Consider the following 21050-nt stretch of genomic DNA (forward strand, 5'->3'; position numbering starts at 1 on the left):
AATACAATAGCTTCTCTATTATACCATGTCCAGCGAAAATTTGGACAAAAAGAAGACATAATCGTCCGAAGAAGCGGACCGTTTCGTGGTCATGGGCTGCTTAAAATCATTATATGATGAAGGAAAGCCGCTGATCGTTCGGACGCGCGGCTTTTTTCCGAGACGCTCGGGCCATCGCCCTGGTACAATGGACATGGGCGATAACCGTTCAAGGGAGGAGAAAAGACAATGACGGCCTACCATTTTTCCGTGGATGGCGAGTGGAAAGGCGGGCGCGACGGCATCGGCAGCGTGCAGTCAAAAGGGTTTCGCACGACGGTCTCCATTGATCGCTCGATGAACGGCCGTGGAGAAGGCACCAATCCCGATGAATTATTGATCAGCGCCACCCAAGCCTGTTACATGATGACGCTCGGCATCGCCTTAAAATCCCGCGGGCTCGACTTTGAAACTATCCAGGTGCATTCCGAAGGCGTCGTGAGCGATGAAAACGGCCTGCATTTTGAAAGCATTACCCATTACCCCACGATTACCGTGGCGCCCGACACAACGGAAGAGAGAATCGCCGAAATCATGGAGGCGGCTTACCGCGCCGAAGAACGTTGCATGATCGGAAACGCCTTGCGCGGAAACGTGAAATTGTCCGTCCAGCCGACCGTTAAAAAAAGCGAACGCGCCGCGGGTTGATTCCGCATGGCGGCGCGTTCGCCTTCCTCGCATGTTTTTGGGAGGCCCATCATACCATTCGGCCGACGGTTCTGCGGCCGGATGTCGTGCTGTTGTAAATGGTGACGCAATCGTTAAAGAGGCCATGTTCCCGGCGGCGGACTCCGTTGCTCAAGAAATCCGCGCCGGAGACAACTTCAGCGGCGCCAAATATCGCCAACCCGGGCCGCTAGATCTTCGTTTGATTCATGCGCTCTCGGATGGCGGTAACGAAGGCGCCTTTTGTTTTCTCTATCGTCATGGTCAGCGCTCCGGCTTCGTCCATGATCCGGCGAACCGCAGCGCTTTTTTTCTTGGCGTCTTCCGCGAGAACGGACACATGCCCGCGAAGGCGCCCCCCTTGTTTGGCGACCGCTTCCCCGTTTTCCCTCAGGATTTCCGCCGATTTGGCCAAGTGCACAAATGACCGCTTCAGCGCCCGGAGTTCGCGAACGCCCCGAATCACGAACCATCCGATCATAACGACGACCAACGCCAGGCTGATCCAGACGATAATCATGCGTTCCATCTCCTTTCCAAGCGGCGGCTCATTCCAAGAGCAACAAAGCGAACCGCTTTCTTGCCGATTCATGTCCTTTTAGCCTCATCTTGATCACCGGCGGCACACGTCCAGCCGGCGGCGATTCGGCTTTCTTGCCTCCCGGAAGGAAGGATGCCGAGATTTCTCCGGCGAACCGTCCTCAAGTTCCCCGGACTATCCGTTATCTAGAGTGCCCCTGCGGCCGTCAATTAATCGAAGTTGTTTCGGTCCGCCGCTCTTTGCGCCTAAAAATGAGATCGAGAACGATCGCGGCAAGCACGCCGACGACGAGCCCGTTGTGCAAAATGGATTGGAGAACGCCCGGCAAAGCCTCAAGCGCCGACGCGGGCAGGAGCAAAACCCCCGAACCGATCATGATGGACAAGCTGATGACGGTCACCTTTTTCTCGTGGTGCAGTTCCTCTTTGACGGTTTGTAAACCGAGCCCGAGAATGCCGGCCATCGAAACGAACAGCGTCGCATAGCCGACCGGCGCGGGCAAAGCGCTGAGCCATCCCGTCACCGGCGGAAAGAAACTCATGGCGAGAGTCATGGCCGAGCCGATTAAAAACGGGAGCCGCTCGGTGATTCGCGTCGTCAAGATGAAACCGGCCGAACCGGATATCGGCACGCCGCCGACAGTTGGAAACACGCCGGCGGCCATTTGATTGATGCCCATGATCAAACTCGTCCGCCGCCAATGAACCGCTTTTTCAGACCGTACGGCGCGCCTGACCGCCTCAACGCTCGCGATCATGTTCGTCATGAGCAGCAGCGCCGTCAACAGCGACGTGACAAAAATGCCGGCATCAAACGACGGCGGCCCCCACGCGAACCATTCCGGCATGGAAAGCGTGCGCCCGCCTCCCGACGGCACCTCCGTGCCCAAACCTAGGGCGCGGAACAACAACCAACCGATCACCAGGCTGATGAGCACGGAATAATTCTTCAAAAAGCGAACGCCCGCTTGCGATAAAACAACGGAAAGGACGAGCGTGGCCAACGCCGCGCCCGCCGTCTTCGCGTCCACTTTTCCCCCGTCCGCCCCCAAAATTCCAGAGACAAACGGTCCGCTAAGCTGGATGACGAGCAAGATGAGATACGTGCCGGTCACCGCCGGCGTGAAGCCTTTTTCTACATAACGGATGAGATTCAAAGCGGACAGCGCGATAAAGAGGAGACCCGATGCGATCAGCCCAAGCTCCAAACTTTGCAGCACCGCATGCGCCGATGCCCCGCCGCCATGATGGGCCATGCCGGCATAAGCGAGAAACACTCCCCACCACAAGCCGGCGGGGCCTTCCGTCAGCGGCAGACGATGGCCAAAAAGGCCTTGCAAAAGCGAAGTCAGGCCGACGATGAAAAACGTCCGTTGCAGCAATTCGGCGGTTTCGTCGGACGAAAAGCCGAAAGCGCTCGCGACCGAAATCGGAGCGACGATCGTTCCGGCCAATATAAACACAAACCATTGAAGCGATGACAGCACCCGTTTCCCCATGTTCCATCTTCTCCTATGTATATCCGTGTGAACGCCAACTGGCCTATGCGTCCAGATGATCCTTTTCATCCGTCGCGAAGCCTATGTTTTGCGGGTTTGGCGGACAAGACTCTCCCGTCTCAGCAAGACCGGGCAAAAACAATTTCACGAATAAGTGTAACAGAAACGACCGTGCAGCACATCCTTCAAAACACGCACAGCGAAAAGCGACGCGCGCTTCATCCCGTCCTAAAGATTTTCCTCGGCAAAAAAATTTACGCCTCGACGCCGTTCACGCCTCCTGGCATGTTCAGACAGATCAAAACAGAGCCTCCGCTTACTCCCGTCAAAAAACCGGGGACAAACGGAGGCCGGGTGCATGAGCACGCCTGTTCCATCTTGTCATGCACCGAATCGCTCTTTCGTTTTCCGAAGGATTACCACCATCCGGGGCCGGGCGGCCCATAGCCGTACAGCCCCGGAGTAGGCCCATAACCGAACGGCTGGACATAAGCCGACGGGCCATACCAAACCGGCAGCGGCGGATACCCCCATCCCGGCGCTCCGTCGGGGGTTGGCGGATAGAGCGCTCCGTATCCGCTGCTCCAATAACCTTGGCGCTGTGAACCGATCGCCCCGACGATGACCAACAAGATGAACAACACGAGATAAAGGGTAAATTCGCGCTGCCACCTTTCCCTCTCTTTCGCATCCAAACCGCATCCCCCCACATTATCCGTCCACCTTATCATATGCAAAAACACGCGCGATGTCGGGGCGCGGACCGTTCGATTTTTTTTTTGGCTCTATAATTGCAAAAAAAAACAGAATGACTGTGCGGGCCGCGATATGAATTACTGCAATGAAAACTTTTAAGCGCTGCCATTGCCCTGCATTTTTTTTCAGCCAATGACAAGCGGTTTACAATCTATCGATTTCCATAAGGTATACTGATATTTGGCAAGCGGATGCGAAAATTTTTACAATGGCGGAAACGATGGCGCCAATTCATGGTAAGCTAGTAAAAGGTATAAAGAAAGTGATGAAAGTTTCTCCAACCCTTATCTATTTCAAAGAAAGCCAATCCAACCAGAACAGGAGGACGATTCGGTGTTTCGGAAAATCCGGAAGACACACGCGCATCCATTGATTTCGCGCGGTTTTTTTGGAAGATTATGCCGTTTGGCGGTGCTCTCGCTCGTGCTGTTCGCCGTGTTGAAGCCCGTCGGCGCCGATGCCCATTCCGAGCTTGTCGACAGCGAACCGAAAGAGGGAGCCTCCGTAGACTCGCCCGTAACAGAAATCGCGCTGCACTTTGGCGAGCCGGTCGAAAAGTTCATCACCATAACTTTGAAAGATGAAAACGGCCAAACGCATCCCATCCAACCGCCCGTGATCAAAGAAAAAAATGTGACGGTGACGCCAAAGGAACCGCTCGAAGACGGCCGCTACACCCTTAAATGGCGGTTAGTCAGCCTCGACGGCCACACCGTCGGCGATCAATTAACTTTTTCCGTCGGCAGCGGCGCCGCTCCGAAAGATGAAGAGAGCGCGACCACAACGAAAGCAAAAACTGCGGAAAAAACGAAGGAACAAGCCGGGCAAGGCCGCACCGCACTTTTCGCAACGGCGTTTATCCTGCTTGCCGCGCTCGTCGCCATCGGCTTTTTCAGCGCGAGACGCAAAAAGAAAGCGTAGAGGTGTTCGGTTTTGTTGTTCGTCATTTTATCGGAAATCCTGTTGTACATTTGCTTTGGCTTGCTGGGCGGCACCTTGATCTTATACAGCCTGCCGAAGGCGTTGCGTCCAGACATCGCCCTCCCGAAACCGCTCATCGTCGCCGCCGCGCTCGCTTCGGGAGGACTGTCGTTCGCGCCGGTGTTGTACCTCGTCGCGGTGTTGGCCAAAGATATGGGCTTATGGACGGCGCTCACCGGCGTTCTCTTCACCTTTGAAGTCGGCAAAGCGTGGTGGTTTACGGTGGCCGTCGCGCTGCTCCTCGCCGCTTTGGCTCATTTTAATCCACTCGAAAATGATCGCTTTTTATCAAAACTCGGCTTGTTTCTATTCGTCTTTCTCATCGCGGGATACGCCAGGGCGAGCCATGCCGCCAGCCTGGAACCGGTTTACGGGTTTTTCGCCCACTTCTTTCATCTTTTGGCCGTTTCCGCATGGGGAGGCACGCTCCTGTGTGCGGCGTGGTTTGCGAAGAGCGATCGCCGTTGGCCCGCGTTTTTGCGCTGGTTTTCCCCTTTTGCGGCGGTGTGCGTCCTCGTCGCGCTCATTGCTGGGATAGCAACAATGGCGATCGACATCGCCAATCCCCTTGACCGTTCGCCGCACGCCACCCTTATACAGTATGAAAACGGCCTCGCGGTCAATTATGGACAAGCCTTGCTGATCAAACATTTGCTGATCATCCCGCTCCTTCTATACGCCGCCTTCAATGGCCTTTACGCCCGCCGCCTATACCGAAAAAATCACGAGAGGATCCGTCCCGTGAAGTGGGCGCGCGCGGAGAGCGCGGTCCTCATGTCGATTTTTATCGTCACGGCGTTTATGGGACAACAGGCGCCGCCGCACGACGTCCGGCAGCTTTTGCGCACCGACGGGGCCAGCCCTTTATTTACCGCCGCTTATGGACAAGCGCCGGACGGCCGATTGCCCTTGACATTCGCCTTCACACCCATGAGCGCGCTCTTTTTCGGGCTCGGCGGATTGTTTCTCATCTTTTTATGCTTGGCGCGGATCCGGCGGGAATCAGCCGGACTCTCGCTCGCCATGGCCGCGGGTTTTCTCGCCAGCGCCTACCTCGGTGTGATGGCCGGATTACAATAACCGCACAGTATCCGTTGACGGCCCGCCGGAGTCAAACGCCACGCCATGCAAGCCATGCGGAACCACAGGGAACGATCAAGGCCGCTGGCCAAAAGCCTTGGTCTCGGAGCGTTTGGAAGCCTGGCCATCGCTTGTTGATTAAAAGGCTCGAACGCTAAGAAAGGCAAAAAGAGGCCGGAAAAGCCTAGGGAGTCTTGTCCTGAAAAGCATTCCGGGTGTCCATACCCATCATCATGCGGATGCCAACCGCGAGGCAAAATTTATGGTATATTAGTGAGCGAACTTATTGATAGAAATGAGGGTATTCGATGGATAAGAAGGTTGCTTTGGTCACGGGCGGCACGCGCGGCATCGGCCGGGCGATCGCGGAAAAATTCGCCGCGAACGGCTATGACCTTGTGCTCAATTTCATGCGCAAGCGTTCCGCCGCTCAAGAAGCGAAGGAAGCGATCGAAAGCGCATACGGCGTGCGCGTCCATCTCGTCAAAGCCAACGTCGGTGAACGAGAACAAATCCAGGCGCTGTTCGCCGAAGTCGCAAACACTTTCGGGCGGCTCGACGTTTTCATCAACAACGCGGCCTCCGGCGTCATGCGCCCGCTCATGGAAATCGAAGAAAGCCATTGGGACTGGACGCAAAACATCAACGCCAAGGCGTATCTTTTCTGCGCGCAAGAAGCGGCAAAGTTGATGCAAAAAACGGGCGGCGGCGCGATCGTCGGCGTATCGAGCATCGGTTCGATACGCACGCTGCCGAACTATGTCGCCGTCGGCGTTTCCAAGGCGGCGGTGGAAGCGATCACCCGCTATCTCGCCGTCGAACTCGCCCCGATGGGCATTGTCGTCAACGCGGTGTCCGGCGGAGCGGTCGACACCGACGCGCTCAAGCATTTCCCGAACCGGGAAGAAATTCTGGAGACGGCGAAAAAACGCAATCCCGCCGGGCGCATCGTCGAGCCGCGCGACTTGGCGGAGGTCGCCTATTTCCTCTGCACACCCGCGGCGTCCATGATCCGCGGCCAAACGATCATCGTCGACGGCGGATTGACGTTATTGGCGGAGTAAAGAAAAAAGGCCGGGCGCCGGAAACGGCGCGAATCCGGCAACGAGCGCCTTTCGTCGGCGCCGGCGGACCATACGAAAACGATTCGAACGGCAACCGCAAGGGGCGGCCGTTACCGTAACACCGTCCCCGGACGCACAAAAAATCGCCTCCGCTGCAACGCCGGAGGCGACCAAGGGGGAATTCCCCCTTTTTTATTTTTTCATTGTGCCGCGACATGTTTACTCGATCATGGACCGGTAGATGTCATCGTATTTTTTAATGAGATCGACGTCCAAATCCGTAATGCCTTTCATGCGCCAGGACGTCAGCCTTAAGGTGACGACCTTATAATCGATGGCGATGAACGGATGATGATTGACCTGTTCGGACAGCTCGGCGATGGCTTGCACGAAAGCGATCCCTTTCATGAAAGCGGGAAACCGGTATCTTTTTCTGAGCCAGCGTTCCTCCTCGATCGTCCAGCCGTCGAGCGGTTCAATCGCGCGCATCGCCTCTTCCAGCGTCAATTTCCGCAAGTCCTTTTCTCCCCTTCCCTTTCCTATCATAAAAACCAGGCCAGAATGCCATCAACATCGCAACGCCACTTCAAGGTCGGATTCGCAAGGCGCAAACCCTCGCCCGCCATCTCCCGCTGTCCGGCCATGCCCGGACAGCCCGCCGAAAAAGGACGCCGGTTCACCGACGTCCTTGCGATTCGGCCATCAGCCTGTCGATTTGTTCGTGTAAATGGGCGATCGCATCGTTTAAATAGCGAACGGCTTGTTCGCGATCGGACAGTTTTAAATAAGCGTTGAGGACGCAATCCTCCAAAACGTCGTCACCGGAGGACTGAATCACTTCCAAGACGAGTCGGCCCGTTTTTTCCGGCGCTTGGTCCATGTGAATCGCCGTTCGAAACTCGCCGACAATTTCGGTCAGGACCTGCAGTCTCTCAAGCTGTCTCACGGTTCTTCCCCTTCATCCAAATGGTCTCTTCTTAAACTATATCATAATTTTAAGGAGAGGGGGGAGGAACCAAACGGGCCGCGGACAACCATCATGGATGCGATGACGGCTCCAACCCAACGACGCGGTTTTTAGCGGACGGATTTGATGACGCCGCAGATAATGCGATCGCCGGAGCCGCCCGTGGGATTGGTCTTCTGGTCATCGGGCTTGGCGTGAATGACCAAAGCGGTCCCGTCCGCATCGATGAGCGCATTCTTTTTCCCTTTGGCCAACGTGACTCTCGGCGTGACAAACGTCGCATCGGCCATGCCGTCATGATTGACCACAAGATTCTTTAAATCGCCCGCGTGCGGGCCCTTCGGATTTTCCAGGCCGTGTTCTTTGTAAAACGGATTGAAATGCTCGCCGGCGCTTAGGAATTTCGGCGGTTGACAGCTCCCTTTTTCATGGAAATGGATGCCGTGCAAGCCCGGGGCAAGCCCTTTCACTTTCACGTGCACGAGAACGCCTTTGTTGATCTCGACGAAATGGGCCTTGCCGACGGCTTGGCCTTTCGCGTTTCGCAACGTCGCCTCCGCTTTTAAATGTCGCGAGGCATGGGGCTGTCCGTTGTTTCCGTCAAACCCCGTTTTCGGTTCGTCCGCATGCACTTGGTCATGATCCGGCCACACCTCATCGCCCGCGGCCATCCCCCGTCCGCCATCGACCGTCAACAAAGCAGCGGCGGCAAACGCCAATCCCAACAATGAAAGCTTCACTTTTTTCAACATAAACCCTCCATCGCCATTTTTTCTTTTTAGTATGAGCGATGGAGGGAGTTCTCATGCCATCCCGGACGATGGCCTCCAAAGGCCTTGAATCGGCATGTACGCGGCCTTCGCCATTTTCATATTGATCGATGCCTTTTATTCCTCGAACCAGCCGTTTTTGACCGCGAGGATCGCCGCCTGCGTGCGGTCGTGCAGGCCGAGTTTGCTCAAAATGTTGCTGACGTGTGTTTTTACCGTTTTTTCGGTAATAAACAGCGCTTCCGCGATTTCTCTGTTGCCGCGGCCGCGGACGATCTCGCGGAGAACCTCCTTCTCTCTCGGCGTGAGCGCATTGAACCCGTCTTTTTCGGACGCTTCCCCCGCCTTCAGATGGTTCAGCAACTGATTGGTCGCTTCCGGATGAAGCGGTTGCTCCCCGCGGTAGGCGGCACGGATGGCGGCGGCGAGTTCGTCGGGTTCCACATCCTTTAGAAGATAGCCGCTCGCCCCCGATTTCAGCGTGGTCACGACCGTTTCTTGATCGACAAAACTGGTCAACATAAGGATTTTGCTGTTCGGAAGTTCCCTTTTGATCCATGCGGTCGCCTCGGCGCCGCCCATGTCCGGCATGCGCACGTCCATTAAAATGACGTCGGGGCGAAGCGCGCGCGCCAATCGAACAGCTTCCTTTCCGCTCTTGGCTTCCCCCACGATTTCGATGTCTTTTTGTGTGCTGAGAAAAAATCGCAATCCTTTCAAGACGACGTGATCATCTGCAAGAAGCACCTTGATCACGTCTATCACGCATCCTTCCCGGAATGGCCGAGGGGGACGCGGGCGGCGATCGTCGTCCCTCTCCCCGGCCCACTTTTTACGTAAAACGTTCCGTTCAATTGTTCAATGCGCTCGCGCATGCTTGAAAGCCCGAGCGTTCCGCCCGGCCGCTCGGCGCCGTCCACCGCAAAACCTTTCCCGGCATCCGTAATTTCCACATAGATGTCGCGAGCGCCCGCTTCAATCACGACGCGGGCTTCCGCAACGCCGGCGTGTTTGCAGACGTTATTGAGCGCTTCCTGCATGACGCGCCACAAGGCTTCCCGATGCCTCGGCGGAATCCGCCCCTCCCCGCGGCTTTTGACCAATACAGTAAGCCCTAACTTGGCTCCGTAGGCCTTGATCGCTTCGGATAACGGCTGGTCGCTCGGCAGCGGGCGCAGCTGCCAAATCAACGCCCGCATTTCCGCGAGCGCCTCCCTGGACAATTTTTGTATGTCCGCGAGCGCTTCGCGAAGCAAATCCGGCTGCTGATCGGCAAAGGACTGCGCCGCTTTGGCCGTCAAAGAGAGCGAAAATAATTTTTGGCTGACGGCGTCGTGCAAATCGCGAGCCAAGCGGTTGCGCTCCTCGCTGAGCTGCAGCTGGCGGCGCTTTTCATTGAGCTCTAAGTTTTCTATGGCAAGGGCGAGATGGGCGGCCAGCGCCATGAGCCCCGCCTCGTCGATGTCGGCAAATGACGGCGAAATTCGGATCGCCAGCCCGCCGATGCAAACGTTCCCCATATTGATCGGGAGCCAATAGAAACGGGCCGGCTTTCCGCCTTCGGCAAACGGCAGATCGCGAAATCCGGGAGGTCCCGCGTCTATGGCGATGGGTTCATGCGGCGGCAGGGTGTGGTGGACGATGCCGTCCCGGCATTCGGAGCGAAGGACGAAACGGCCGTCTTCCGCGCTGAAAAAAAGCACGTGTTCAAAATCGAACGCACGGGCGACGCTTTTGGCGGCGTGGGCGGGAAACGCGTTCCGGTCCGCCGCTTCCCAGATCGTCCGGACGGCGGCGTCGAGCTTGGCGAACGTTTTGGCGCGCCGCTTTTCCGCCTCGTACAGCTTCATTCGTTTGATCGCCGTGCCGATTTGATAAGCCACCGACTGCAAAAGGTTGAGTTCATCATCCGTAAACGTCTGTTTATGCGGCGAGGCGACGTTCAACACGCCGAAGCGCTCCCCTGAAGCGGCCAACGGCACGGTCGCGTGGTGGGTGATGCCCGCGGTGTCTCCGCTCTTCAGGCGGATGGCGTCGGCAAGCCGCTTGCAGTTGATGATATTGACGGCCTGTTTCAACGTTCCGGCCCAGTATTGGGAGAGGCAATGGCAGACGCCGGCACACATCGGCGCCTTTCCGTCGCGGGCGAGCGCCGGCGGCAAGTGAACGTCCGCCGCCAGCTCATAGCGCGACGGCGCCTCGGCGAGAAAAATCCAGCCGGCCTTCAGTCCGGTCACCTCGAGCAGCTTTTCCAGGACGAGCTGCAGCATATCGTGCAGGTCGTCCGAGCGGTTTAACGTTTCAGCGATCACCTTGAGGGTGTACAAGTCGTTCAGCTTGCGATCCATTGGCCATCACCCGCCGGAATAAGTAATCCGTGCATATTCTCCGCCGTGCCGCGCGCATGATCCTCCCCTCACATCTCATGCCGCGCTTGCAAACGCTCGATCCGCTGAAACCACTGGGTGGCGAAAAGCTTTTTGATCACCGGCGGGACGACGAAGAGTATGAAAAAAATGCGGAACATTTGATAGCTCGTGACGGTGGCGAGATCCGCATGCGCTTCCTTCGCGAGAATCCCCATCTGGTCCATGCCGCCGGGCGCCATCGCAATAAAAGCCGTCAAATACGGCACGCCGTGCAAGCACGTCAGCACGAACGCAGCGATCATGGAAAAAACGATGAGGGAAAGGCCGGTCGCCGCCGCCGCAAGAAGCGCTTTGCCCTTCGCCCCGATTTGTCCCGGTTTAAGCATCAAGCCGAGATAAGCGCCCATGGTGATTTGGGCGGCGTTCAACAACGGCGCGGGCAAATCCGGAGCGGGCAGCCCCGCGATGACGAGGACGGCGGTGCCGATGATCGGGCCGAGCAAAAATGCGGTCGGCAGTTTGACGCGCTTGCCGATCAGCGCGCCGGCGACGTTCACGGCCAAATACAATAAGGCGAGGCGGACGTCCCAAACCGGCTCTCCGCCCGTTCCGGCGGCCCCTGCAGCGCCGGCGCCCCTCGAAAAGAGCGGGCTTAACCCGATGATCGGAACGAGAAAGACGACGCCCATCAAGCGCGTCACCTGGAAGAAGGTGACGATCGTGATATCGACGCCTTTCAGCTCCTCACCTAGAACCACCATTTGCGACAACCCGCCGGGAATGCTGCCGGTCACGGTCGATCGGAGCGGGATGCCGGTCATTTTCGAAACGAGATAAGAAAACACGAAGCTAAAGACCAAGATGAGCACCGTCGCCAGAAGCATCGCCGGCAATTGCTTGCCCATTTCGGCGAGCGTTGCGGCCGTCATGGACGTCCCCAACAGATAACCGACCGGGATGAGCCCGGCGTTCCGGATTTGCACCGGCCAATACAGCTTGCCTTTCAGAAAACGCGAGGCGATGAGCAGGGCGGCCGCCGGTCCGAGCACCCAGTGCAGCGGAACGTGCAAAAAGTCGAAGACGATGCCGCCGAGCACAGCGATGACGAGCGTCAGTCCGATGTTTGCAATTTTCTGGAATAATTGTTCATGAAACCAAGACAAACGAACACTTCCTTGTTGTCAGTTGATTCATTTAGCGCGCCGGTCGTTTGGAAGGAATCCCCTATATTATTATAAAATTTCGGTTAGCCGTAACCAAATATTTCGTATCTTTTCTTTCATTCACCGCCGTAAACCTCAATACCGGATCCAAACGGCGACGATAATGGCGAGCAGGCACAAAATAAAATAAAGGATTTGCAGCGGGAGATCCTTTCACCCACGTCCACCAGTGCGCGCGGGCTAAGCCCAAAGAGGCCATCGGCGTGGCCGTGGTCGGATAGAGCATATTCGTGAATCCGTTCCCCAATTGATACGCCAACACGGAGGTTTGCCGCGAAATCCCGAGCATGTCGCCGAGCGGTGTCATCAGCGGAATCGTCAAAGCGGCCAAGCTGGATGCCGACGTAATAAAAAAACTGGCGATCTTTTAGATCATGAACATAAACAGCGCGCTGAGGACTTTGGGACAATGATGAAGTGGCAAGGACAAGGCATACAGCACGGTATCGATGATTTTTCCTTGAGTCGCCAAAATCACAATGCCTTTGGAAAGCCCGAGTTAGCAAAAGCCCCAGTGAAATGCCGCGCGACCATAAGCTTTCAAATTCACCGCTCCTCACCGCGCCAAAAAACAGCAAAAGCTTTGGTTTAACCATGGTTCATGTTTCCCTTCATGCAAATTCAAACGAAAAGGCCATTGAACGCTGCGACATCGGCTCATTTTGTTCGTACGCAAGGACTTCCCTTCTTCAAGAATAAGTCAAATTTAATGATCTCTCTACTCTTTTTCTAAAAAATGGAGAAATGGAGCGATTCTTAAAAACCGCTTGAAAGCGAATATATGTTCTGATAAAATGCTTTTATCAACAAAATCAAGCATGGAGGGAATCCATTGGAGGAGCGCGTCAGCAGCAAAGACCACACCACAAGCGGCCTTGTCAACCTTTGTTTTTATCAGAGCGAACACTATGACGCTTTGAAAGCGTTTTGGCTGCCGGAAGACCAAAAAGCATTTACAGCTCTGCCTTTGGAAGCGTTGGAAAAGTGCAAGGAGGAAAAAGAACGGCATCCGGTCGTGATCCTGAACGGAAAGACGCCGGTCGGATTTTTCGTCCTTCACACCGGTGAAAATATTCGGCCGTTTACCGACAATCCTCGGGCCGTTTTGCTCCGGGCGCTGTCCGTCAACTATTCCGAACAAGGAAAAGGCTTTGCGAAAAAAGCGATGGCCCTGTTGCCCGCTTTCGTCAAAGCGCATTTTCCGGATGTCAATGAGATCGTCCTTGCCGTCAATGAGAGAAATCTCGCGGCGCAAAAATTGTATTTCGCCGTCGGTTTCATCGATCGCGGGCTGCGGCGGGAAGGAAGAATCGGCCCGCAGCTCCTCTTGCATTATCCGCTGTGATGCGCTGAAACAGCAACGGCTTTCAGCCGCATTCAACCCTATCAAAGCCCGCGAATTTCCTTTCAAATACGAGAACATCCCGTACCCCTTTTATGGGATACGGGATGTGCATCATATGAGACAACGCTGGCCGGCTTGGCCGAATTTATCCGGACGCCGCCCGCTTTCTCTTGGTCGACGGGGGGATGTTCAGCGCCAACCGATATTTCGTGACCGCGCGGCGGGAGAGCTCAATGCCCCGCGACCCCAGCAGATCGCAAATCTTTTGATCGGACAGCGGATGGTCCGGGTCTTCGCCGGCGATCATTTCCTTGATCATGAGCTTCACGCTCGTCGAAGACATCTCTCCAGCGTCTTTCGCCTTGACTTTGGAAGAAAAGAAATCTTTCAGCTCAAAAAGGCCGTGCGGGGTCTGGACATATTTTTCTTTGACCGCCCGGCTGACGGTCGACTCGTGAACGGCCAGTTCCATGGCGACGTCCCTTAAAGTGAGCGGCGCCAACGCTTTCGGCCCCCGTTCAAGAAAATCCCGCTGCTTTTCCATGATCGTTTTCGTGACGTTCAGCAAGGTCGCCCGGCGCTGTTCCACGCAGCGCATCAGCCAAAGCATTTGTTTATATTTCTTTTCCAAATAACGCTGCGCTTCGCCCCCGGCGGAGGACCAAACCGCCTCGTATTCGCGGTTCATGCGGATCTCAGGCACGCCGTCATCCATCAACCGCACCGTAAAGTCGGCGCCGTCCGCCTCGACGACGAGGTCCGGCCGGATGTAAACGGGCGTCTCTTTGGCCATGGCGAGCGCCGGTTTCGGTTGAAGCGTTTGAATAAAGCGGACGGCTTCATCGAGGCGCAACCTCGACACGGAAAGCGCATAGGAAAGCGCTTCCAATTCACCCTCCGCGATATCCTCGAGATGTTCCGTGATCAAGCGTTGCACCAATTCGTCATCCGGACGCAAACGGCGCGCCTGCAACAAGAGGCATTCCCGCAAATCCCGGGCGCCGATGCCGGCGGGCTCAAAGGACTGAAGCGTCCTGAGCGCCGCTTCCACATCCTCGACCGGACATTGTAGGTCGAAAGCGACGCGTTCGAGGTCATCGCGCAAATACCCGTTCTCATCCAAGGACAAAATCAAATGGGAAAGGATTTCATATTCTTTCCGACCGACGTTCAGCAAACGCGCTTGTTGCATCAGATCGTCTTTAAAATCACCGTCATCATCGGCGACAAAGAGAAACGGATCGACGTATTCCCCGTTCCGGCGGCCGCCTTTTGGATAAAAAGTCATCTCCGGCGGCGGCCCCGCCGGCTCTTCGAGTTCGATGAGCGGGTTATCGAGCGCTTGTTCGCGCAAATAATCGGATAGCTCTTGGGAGGAAAATTGCAAAATGGTGATCGCTTGCCTTAATTCCGCGGTCATCCGCAGCTTCAAAGTCTGTTGTTGCAGCGGCTTAAGGTCCATAACGGCAACCCCCTAACTTCATTATACGCGCCGTTACGCTTCGGCACAATCGCCCGGTTTTTGACAAGAAGACGGTTTCCACCGCTTGGGGCTTGCTCCCGCCGGCCATATAACCGCGGTTCGTTTCAACGGTTTTCGCCTTTTCCGCATGGAACGCGTCCCGTTCAATAAGAAGCCTGACCGGTAGCGCACCTCACACGTGTTGAGCCTTTGCTCGGCTGGATTCCGCCCGATCCGGGAAGTAAAATCGAACCCTTTTTACCGGTCGGGGAAGCGCTGAGCCGTTCTATTGAGCCGAGCGTCAAAACGGCCGGACTCGCGGCATTAATGGATTCACGCAACAAAAGTTCTTCTTTCTATCGTATAATGGCGTTATCGGCATAGGAAAGGGACTACGCATTTGGGGGAGGGAGACGTTTGAACGCGTCCCAGCGACCGCGGATCAACCCGTACATCGCCGTCGTGCTCGCCACTTTGTCGATCTCGACATCGGCCATTTGGGTGCGGCTTGCCGATGCGCCGGCGGCGGTGACCGCTTTTTACCGGTTGTTTTTTTCAACGCTCTTCATGGCGCCGTTTTTATACAAACACATCGGCGAGTTTCGCTCCATGACGCGGAAAAGCGTTTTATGGTGCGCGCTCGCCGGCATCTGTCTCGCGTTTCATTTCATTTTATGGTTTCAGTCGCTCGCCTACACGTCCGTCGCCAGCTCGGTCGTCCTCGTCACGATTCAACCGATCTTTGCCTTCGCCGGTTCGGTTCTTTTCTTTAAAACCAGGTTAAGGCTCTACGCGGTCGTCGGCGCGCTATGCGCCATCTCAGGAAGCGTGCTGATCGGCTGGGGAGACTTCGGGACAAGCCGCGCCGCTTTATACGGCGACGTTCTCGCCTTGGTCGCGTGCCTGCTCATCACCGTCTATTTAATGGTCGGCCAAGAAGTCCGCAAAGACATGGAGCTGTACGCTTATACCTTGCTCGTCTATGCATTCGCGGCGTTGGCGTTGTTTCTCTTTGTTCTCGTTTCGCGCCAAGCGCTCTTCAACCACGCGCCGAAGGATTGGCTCATGTTTTTATTGCTCGCCGTCTTCCCGACGCTGCTCGGACACTCCGTCTACAATTGGTCCGTCAAATGGGTCGGCGTCAATACGCTGTCGATGACGATCCTCGGCGAACCGGTCGGAAGTTCCATTCTCGCCTACATTTTCTTCGGTGAAACGCTCGGACCGTTGCAACTGGCGGGCAGCTTGGTGATTTTAACCGGCATCTTTCTCTATCTGATGGGGGAATCGAAGACGAAAGCGCGGAAGAAACCGTCCGCCCTTTCCTCATCCACTCAAACTTGAAGGCCTTCCCGGTCATGGGAAGGCCTTCTCTATTCGCTTGTTTCCCGAAAAGCGCCGTGCATCAAACCGAACGGCCTTTTAAGAAGGCGTCCCTTTTGCTTTTAGTCGCCGCTTTCGCTTGAGCGGCCGCGTTTGAGCTTTATGCCGCTTTTCCACGGGTATTCGTTTCGAGGCGCAGCCATCTTCTCACATGGGGAATGAGCCAACGGTCGATGCCGATGTGCGCCGCATTATAACCGGCTATCAAAATAAAGATGGTCAACAACGTCATTTGCGGGTTCGTGCTCGTCGTGCCGGAGAACATGTAAGAAAAATTCATCACGATGCCCATTAAGGCGGCAAAGGTCGTCAACCCGCCGAGGATCAAGCCGAGACCGACGAGCAATTCACCCCACGGCACGAGAAAGTTGAAGAAACCGACATGCGGCAAGGCAAAACCTTTCAAAAAAGCGCCCCACCAGCCCGGCACCGCCGGATGGTCTCCGGAAGTCATGGTGATCGCGTGTTTCAAAAATCCGCTGGCGTCAAATCCGCCCGTGATTTTTTCCCAGCCCGCTTTCAACCATTCCCAACCGAGATATAGCCTGACGACAAACAGGAGATAAGAAGCGATTGGGTTTTCCCGTAAAAATTTGACAATCATAACGATCACGCCTCCAAAAGAGGATGATAGGTTTCACACTTTTAACATACTCATTGGAACGGAAAGAGTTTGTGAAAGTCTTCACAATATAATTTTCCTTTGTTACAGCAATTTGTCAGCATAACCTCCATCAAAAACTTCCTTCATAACGCCGAGCAACAGCGCATGAAGGTCATGTTCGCGGTTGCAACGGCTTTACGGCGCAAAAAAAATGCGCCTTCGGCTTTACCGAAAGCGCCATCCAAGGGAGATGCGGAAGAGAGAGCTCCGCTCCCCACTCGCCATAGGGGGGTCATACTTTAAGAGGATTCCCAAATGGCGGCCGGTTTATACACGGCCGCGGCAACCTTTCATCATCGGACGGGCTGGTTTATCGCTTCTGACCGGACGGTCCGCCCCGCCGGTCATTTGAATTTTTCCACCGCTTCCGGCGTTTGCGGAGATTGACATCCCATTCAAAAGGTTCATGTCCTGTCCCGCCTTGTTCGGGCGTGCCGTCCAATGTCCGCCCGTTTGTAAAAGGAGCCGGGTGGAAACCCTCGACGAGGTCTCCTTTCAACGTATAGGATAAGGAAAATGCCAATCATTGGCATCGGCACGCAGAACGAATTTCCACCGGTTTTCCGTCCTCGGCACTAGGTCGGAGCGCGCTCCGACCATCGGCCGATACGCAGCGCATTCTGAAGATGGAAAACGTGAATCGAGCCAACATCGTCCCATAAAAAGCTCGGCAAAATAAGCGGTCATGTTCAATCCTTCATGACGGTGTCTTTTATAAAAGGGCGAAAGCCGGCGATCGGTGATGTACGCTGGGGCGCTGCCGTTGATTAATGACGGCCATGAAGATAGTGTTTTAATGACACGATTTTGTCCTTTACCTCTTGATGCCAGGCGTTCGCTCTCACGTCGGGTTTTATAAAGCCCTTGGCAAAGAGCCCCGTCGCGATCAGAAGAAGGCCCGATAAAGCGAAGACGTACGGCGTCGAAAAAAACGCCGGAAATGGCGCCGGCCGCCGCCGGACCGGTTAAGTTTCCTAAAAAGCGGCTGCTCGCGGTCACCCCAAATGCCCGCCCCTGGATGCGGCTCGGGCTGTTCAGGTTGATCAGCGCCTGGATGGCCGGCCAAAGTCCGCCGACAAACAGTCCTTGAAGGAAACGCCAAAAATACAACTCGTAAATGTTGTGCGTCCACACTTGCGGCAAAGCGAGAAGGCCTGACAGAACCATAACGGCCGGCAGAATCTTCGCCTGCCCGACGCGATCGCCCAATTTTCCCAAATACGGGGCGCCGATGATCGTGGCGATGCCCGTGATGGAAGAGGCAAGGCCGGACAGAAACGCGAGGTTATGGACGTTGCCGACCAACGATTTGACGAAAATGGTCATCATCGAGTTCACGCCGAGCACCGCCACTTGCACCAAAAACGTCGTGATGAACAGAACGACGAGCGTCCGATGCTCGAACACTTCTTTAAAAGTGCCGTGTTTTTCCTTCGTCTGCGGGACAACCGGATCTTTCTCCAGCAAAAAAATCACCGGCAATAGCGTGAGCAAAATGCAAAGCCCGGTGACCAAAAAGACCGGGCGAAAACCGAAGAGATCGGAAAGCGCACCGCCGACGAGCGGCCCGATAATGTTGCCCGCGATGCCGCCCGTCTGCAAGAGCCCGAGCGCTTCTCCGCTGTGTTTTTTCGGCGTCACCCGCGACAAATAGGAAAAAGACACGGTAATAAATCCGGAAAAAAACCCGACGATGAAACGCAAGACGAGCAGCATGACCGGCGAATGGGCAAACGCCATACAACTGGTGATCACGCCCATGCCGAGCCCCGCGCGGATGAGGTTGGCGCGCTGCCCGTATTTGTCGGCAAAAACGCCCCATATCGGCGCCATCAACGCCGCGGATAAAAACGTGGCGGAAAAAATCAGCCCCGTCCACATGCTGAGCGCATGATGGTCCGTCACGCCCATTTGCAATAAAAAAAGCGCCAAAAACGGCATCACCATCGTCAGACCGGCGGAAATCATAAAATTGCACACCCAAAGAATCCGAGCGCTTCGTCTCCATTTCAAGGTGCCTCATCTCCCACGCTCTTTTCCTGTCTTCTACATATTTTAACACTGTCGAAAAAAATCATGAGATCGTTTTGCTTGTGCGAAGGAAAGCGAAGCACAGGAAGGATTTTGCACCGGCATGATCGAATAAAATGTTAAAACGCTTGATGGACCGTTCACGTCGGGAGAACACCAAGGCGCGGCAAACAAACGATGCCGTGTTCCCCAAACGGCGAGCCCAATGAAACGATTTTCCGGATTCCTATGTCTTGAGCGGCAGATGACATCTTCAATGGCTCCCGTCCCTTGTAACGGTTCTTCGCCTCTTCGCGGAACACTTAGCCGAAAAAAGGTGGCGGTCACATGTTAAGGCGGCTCGCGCGCAAACCGCTGTTTTGGATCGGGTTTTTCTATATCTTTTTGTGGCTGGCGGGGAGTTTCGCCTACCTTTGGATTGGGCACAACCATATACCCATTGCGGATTTAACGTATGACAGCCACGGCCGGATCGCCGCGCGGCCGCCGTATCCCCCGTGGCAAGCTCCGCCCTTGGGCGCCGACGATTTCGCCCGCAGCATTTTCATCGTCGTGTTGATCGGCGCGAAGTTCACGCTCGGCTTCGCCATCCTGATCGCCTGGCTCAGGGTCGTATTGGCCGCGATCATCGGTGTCGCGTTCCGTCTTTGGATCCCGAAGATCGGCCGCCTCGTGCTCGCTCCCTTTGAAAGCTTGAGCTATTTCCCGATCGCCCTCCTCGCGTTTTTTATTCTGCAATGGGTGTTGTTTCAGGACGCGAGAATGCATGACAACCATTTTACCTACGGGTTTTGGGCGCGGACGTGGATCACGGTCGCGGTGTTGACGCTGATTGCTTTGCCGGCCGCCGCGCAAACTTTCTTTAACGAAACGGATCATCTTTTGCAAAAGGAATTCATTGAATCGGCCAAGGTCCTCGGCGGCGGGCGCTGGCACCTTTTCCGGAACCATTTGCGGCCTTATTTGTTCCCGCGGTTCGTTCTCGTCTTCGTTCGGGAAATCATCCAAGTCCTTTTATTGATGGCCCATCTCGGCCTTTTTAACCTGGCGATCGGCGGCATGCTTTTGAAAGAAAGCTTATTTAGTACGCAGGTTCCGCCGAAACTGTATCCTTATTCCTTATCCAACGAATGGGGCGGGCTGATTGGCGCGTATTGGCATTTTTTGTGGACGACTTATCCTTATTTAGCGCTGATTCCGATCGCTTTGGTCACCTTGGCGATCTTGTCCGTCAAAGCGGTGTTGCTCGCCGTCCAGCAGGTCGTCGAAAAAGACCACGAATATCCAACGCCCAAGCCGGCAGGAAATGTGAATCCCCAACTGGAAAAAGCGCCGCCATCTTCATCCCTTCCCTCTGAAGGTGAAGAAGCGATGTTTCTGCCTTTGGAAAACCGCCATGCTTGAAGGGAAAGCTAAAATGCCGGCTAGACATCCTGGTCAGCGCATAAGCTCAGATATTTAATTTTTCTTGATCCATTGGAGATCAAAGATGCCGTTGAACGCCATGTTTGTCCATCAACCGCACGAAAAGTGTAAAAAAGCTATAGCGTCCTGAAAAGTTTTCTATCTTAAATATTTCCATTGAGTTCATGCTGTAATCAACGGTGATAAAATCCCCAATAACAGCGGTTTAAAATTCCCCAAAAATAACAGATAATCGTTTCGAAACAACATCTTAGATGGAGTGGAGAAACGATGCTGAAGATAGGGGAGTTTTTTATGATTCGAGAGTTATATCAGAGAGGCTGGACTCAAACAGCGATAGCGGTACCGTCAAGAATTTTGTGTAATGTAAGATAGATAGGGTATCTCTGAAATGGATTTGGAATGGATAGGGAACCGGTTTCCTTCACACAAGAGACTGAATATTCAGTCTCTTGAGGGGGAAAGGGAGAATCCCCTCATCTCATCTATTTACATTATTTGGTTAATGATAACGTTCTTCAAACATTCGCTCGAGGGCTTCCTGCGCTTCGGCAAATCCTCGCAACTTTCGCCCTGCCCATTTCTCGTTAAAATCTTGAACGGTCAAATATACGACTTTTTCAGCGGCTTCTAAACTGCTCAAACTGTTCATCGGCTTTAGACGTTTCCGAATCTCCTTGATCGTTCGTTCGATGGCATTGGTCGTGTAAATCACACTTCGAATACTGCTTGGATAGTCCATAAAGGTGAGAAGAACATCCAACTCATTGGCCCACGATTGGACTT

Annotated in this window: 22 protein-coding genes; 8 read left to right on the forward strand and 14 right to left on the reverse strand. The window is 54.9% G+C overall.

The window, feature by feature from the left end; genetic code table 11:
• Positions 1-228: 228 nt before the first annotated feature.
• Positions 229-687, forward strand: coding sequence for an OsmC family protein (locus CCB157_RS05155; protein ID WP_077614847.1), 459 nt, complete (start codon positions 229-231; stop codon positions 685-687).
• Positions 688-895: 208 nt separating this feature from the next.
• Here the strand turns inward: CCB157_RS05155 and CCB157_RS05160 are convergent, their stop codons facing one another.
• From CCB157_RS05160 to CCB157_RS05170, 3 genes are all read right to left on the reverse strand, one after another.
• Positions 896-1225: a hypothetical protein gene (locus tag CCB157_RS05160; RefSeq protein ID WP_143286932.1), complete on the reverse strand. Its 330-nt coding sequence runs from the start codon at positions 1223-1225 to the stop codon at positions 896-898.
• Between the two features lie 226 nt (positions 1226-1451).
• Entirely contained in the window at positions 1452-2744 is a 1293-nt protein-coding gene (locus CCB157_RS05165; protein ID WP_158077212.1) for a purine/pyrimidine permease, read from the reverse strand.
• A gap of 416 nt (positions 2745-3160) precedes the next feature.
• Positions 3161-3439 carry a YjcZ family sporulation protein gene (locus CCB157_RS05170; RefSeq protein ID WP_158077213.1) on the reverse strand — a complete coding sequence of 93 codons (279 nt, stop codon included), beginning with the start codon at positions 3437-3439 and terminating at the stop codon, positions 3161-3163.
• Positions 3440-3833: 394 nt separating this feature from the next.
• Between CCB157_RS05170 and CCB157_RS05175 the strand changes: the two genes are divergently transcribed.
• The 3 genes from CCB157_RS05175 to fabL all read left to right on the forward strand — a co-directional run bounded on the left by CCB157_RS05175 (position 3834) and on the right by fabL (position 6625).
• The gene (locus CCB157_RS05175) at positions 3834-4421 is read left to right on the forward strand and encodes a copper resistance CopC family protein (RefSeq protein WP_158077214.1); all 588 of its coding nucleotides are present in this window, start codon (positions 3834-3836) and stop codon (positions 4419-4421) included.
• Between the two features lie 15 nt (positions 4422-4436).
• The gene (locus CCB157_RS05180) at positions 4437-5561 is read left to right on the forward strand and encodes a CopD family protein (protein WP_158077215.1); all 1125 of its coding nucleotides are present in this window, start codon (positions 4437-4439) and stop codon (positions 5559-5561) included.
• Between the two features lie 308 nt (positions 5562-5869).
• Positions 5870-6625 carry an enoyl-[acyl-carrier-protein] reductase FabL gene (fabL, locus tag CCB157_RS05185; RefSeq protein ID WP_077614853.1) on the forward strand — a complete coding sequence of 252 codons (756 nt, stop codon included), beginning with the start codon at positions 5870-5872 and terminating at the stop codon, positions 6623-6625.
• Positions 6626-6844: 219 nt separating this feature from the next.
• On the opposite strand, the gene CCB157_RS05195 is transcribed toward fabL, so the two are convergent.
• The 7 genes from CCB157_RS05195 to CCB157_RS18305 all read right to left on the reverse strand — a co-directional run bounded on the left by CCB157_RS05195 (position 6845) and on the right by CCB157_RS18305 (position 12261).
• A complete protein-coding gene (locus CCB157_RS05195) occupies positions 6845-7141 on the reverse strand; it encodes a 4a-hydroxytetrahydrobiopterin dehydratase (RefSeq protein WP_274519617.1) in 297 nt (98 codons plus the stop codon).
• A gap of 160 nt (positions 7142-7301) precedes the next feature.
• The gene (locus tag CCB157_RS05200) at positions 7302-7571 is read right to left on the reverse strand and encodes a hypothetical protein (RefSeq protein WP_077614856.1); all 270 of its coding nucleotides are present in this window, start codon (positions 7569-7571) and stop codon (positions 7302-7304) included.
• A gap of 131 nt (positions 7572-7702) precedes the next feature.
• On the reverse strand, positions 7703-8332 hold the full coding sequence (locus CCB157_RS05205) for a superoxide dismutase family protein (protein ID WP_238594602.1): 630 nt from the start codon (positions 8330-8332) through the stop codon (positions 7703-7705).
• Between the two features lie 147 nt (positions 8333-8479).
• Positions 8480-9118: a response regulator gene (locus CCB157_RS05210; protein WP_077614857.1), complete on the reverse strand. Its 639-nt coding sequence runs from the start codon at positions 9116-9118 to the stop codon at positions 8480-8482.
• A 5-nt stretch (positions 9119-9123) separates the two neighbouring features.
• A complete protein-coding gene (locus CCB157_RS05215; protein ID WP_077614858.1) occupies positions 9124-10710 on the reverse strand; it encodes a GAF domain-containing sensor histidine kinase in 1587 nt (528 codons plus the stop codon).
• A gap of 68 nt (positions 10711-10778) precedes the next feature.
• Positions 10779-11894 carry an AbrB family transcriptional regulator gene (locus CCB157_RS05220; protein ID WP_077614859.1) on the reverse strand — a complete coding sequence of 372 codons (1116 nt, stop codon included), beginning with the start codon at positions 11892-11894 and terminating at the stop codon, positions 10779-10781.
• Between the two features lie 61 nt (positions 11895-11955).
• Positions 11956-12261: a hypothetical protein gene (locus CCB157_RS18305; RefSeq protein WP_369688660.1), complete on the reverse strand. Its 306-nt coding sequence runs from the start codon at positions 12259-12261 to the stop codon at positions 11956-11958.
• 102 nt (positions 12262-12363) lie between these two features.
• Between CCB157_RS18305 and CCB157_RS18310 the strand changes: the two genes are divergently transcribed.
• Both CCB157_RS18310 and CCB157_RS05230 read left to right on the forward strand, forming a co-directional pair.
• Positions 12364-12546, forward strand: a complete 183-nt coding sequence (locus CCB157_RS18310) for a hypothetical protein (protein ID WP_158077217.1) — start codon at positions 12364-12366, stop codon at positions 12544-12546.
• A gap of 240 nt (positions 12547-12786) precedes the next feature.
• A complete protein-coding gene (locus CCB157_RS05230) occupies positions 12787-13299 on the forward strand; it encodes a GNAT family N-acetyltransferase (RefSeq protein WP_077614861.1) in 513 nt (170 codons plus the stop codon).
• A 145-nt stretch (positions 13300-13444) separates the two neighbouring features.
• Here CCB157_RS05230 and rpoN read toward each other — a convergent pair whose 3' ends face one another.
• Positions 13445-14761 (reverse strand): RNA polymerase factor sigma-54, encoded by a 1317-nt coding sequence (rpoN, locus tag CCB157_RS05235; RefSeq protein ID WP_077614862.1) that lies wholly within the window; start codon positions 14759-14761, stop codon positions 13445-13447.
• A 417-nt stretch (positions 14762-15178) separates the two neighbouring features.
• On the opposite strand from rpoN, the gene CCB157_RS05240 reads away from it, so the two are divergent.
• Entirely contained in the window at positions 15179-16105 is a 927-nt protein-coding gene (locus CCB157_RS05240) for a DMT family transporter (protein WP_193432260.1), read from the forward strand.
• 139 nt (positions 16106-16244) lie between these two features.
• Here CCB157_RS05240 and CCB157_RS05245 read toward each other — a convergent pair whose 3' ends face one another.
• A complete protein-coding gene (locus tag CCB157_RS05245) occupies positions 16245-16748 on the reverse strand; it encodes a DoxX family membrane protein (protein ID WP_077614863.1) in 504 nt (167 codons plus the stop codon).
• Between the two features lie 555 nt (positions 16749-17303).
• The gene (locus CCB157_RS05250; RefSeq protein WP_238594598.1) at positions 17304-18821 is read right to left on the reverse strand and encodes an MFS transporter; all 1518 of its coding nucleotides are present in this window, start codon (positions 18819-18821) and stop codon (positions 17304-17306) included.
• 345 nt (positions 18822-19166) lie between these two features.
• On the opposite strand from CCB157_RS05250, the gene CCB157_RS05255 reads away from it, so the two are divergent.
• Positions 19167-20243: an ABC transporter permease gene (locus CCB157_RS05255; RefSeq protein WP_077614864.1), complete on the forward strand. Its 1077-nt coding sequence runs from the start codon at positions 19167-19169 to the stop codon at positions 20241-20243.
• Positions 20244-20766: 523 nt separating this feature from the next.
• Here CCB157_RS05255 and CCB157_RS05260 read toward each other — a convergent pair.
• The coding region (locus tag CCB157_RS05260) for a transposase (RefSeq protein ID WP_143286933.1) at positions 20767-21050 on the reverse strand (284 nt) is incomplete at its 5' end.

Source organism: Caenibacillus caldisaponilyticus (assembly GCF_002003465.1).
Lineage (GTDB): Bacteria > Bacillota > Bacilli > Bacillales > Sporolactobacillaceae > Caenibacillus > Caenibacillus caldisaponilyticus.

Coding starts and splice junctions, on each gene's coding strand:
- CCB157_RS05155 (WP_077614847.1), top strand. CDS start 229: ATGACGGCCTACCATTTTTCCGTGGATGGCGAGTGGAAAGGCGGGCGC.
- CCB157_RS05160 (WP_143286932.1), bottom strand. CDS start 1,225: ATGATTATCGTCTGGATCAGCCTGGCGTTGGTCGTCGTTATGATCGGA.
- CCB157_RS05165 (WP_158077212.1), bottom strand. CDS start 2,744: ATGGGGAAACGGGTGCTGTCATCGCTTCAATGGTTTGTGTTTATATTG.
- fabL (WP_077614853.1), top strand. CDS start 5,870: ATGGATAAGAAGGTTGCTTTGGTCACGGGCGGCACGCGCGGCATCGGC.
- CCB157_RS05215 (WP_077614858.1), bottom strand. CDS start 10,710: ATGGATCGCAAGCTGAACGACTTGTACACCCTCAAGGTGATCGCTGAA.
- CCB157_RS18305 (WP_369688660.1), bottom strand. CDS start 12,261: ATGACACCGCTCGGCGACATGCTCGGGATTTCGCGGCAAACCTCCGTG.
- CCB157_RS18310 (WP_158077217.1), top strand. CDS start 12,364: ATGATGAAGTGGCAAGGACAAGGCATACAGCACGGTATCGATGATTTT.
- rpoN (WP_077614862.1), bottom strand. CDS start 14,761: ATGGACCTTAAGCCGCTGCAACAACAGACTTTGAAGCTGCGGATGACC.
- CCB157_RS05245 (WP_077614863.1), bottom strand. CDS start 16,748: ATGATTGTCAAATTTTTACGGGAAAACCCAATCGCTTCTTATCTCCTG.
- CCB157_RS05255 (WP_077614864.1), top strand. CDS start 19,167: ATGTTAAGGCGGCTCGCGCGCAAACCGCTGTTTTGGATCGGGTTTTTC.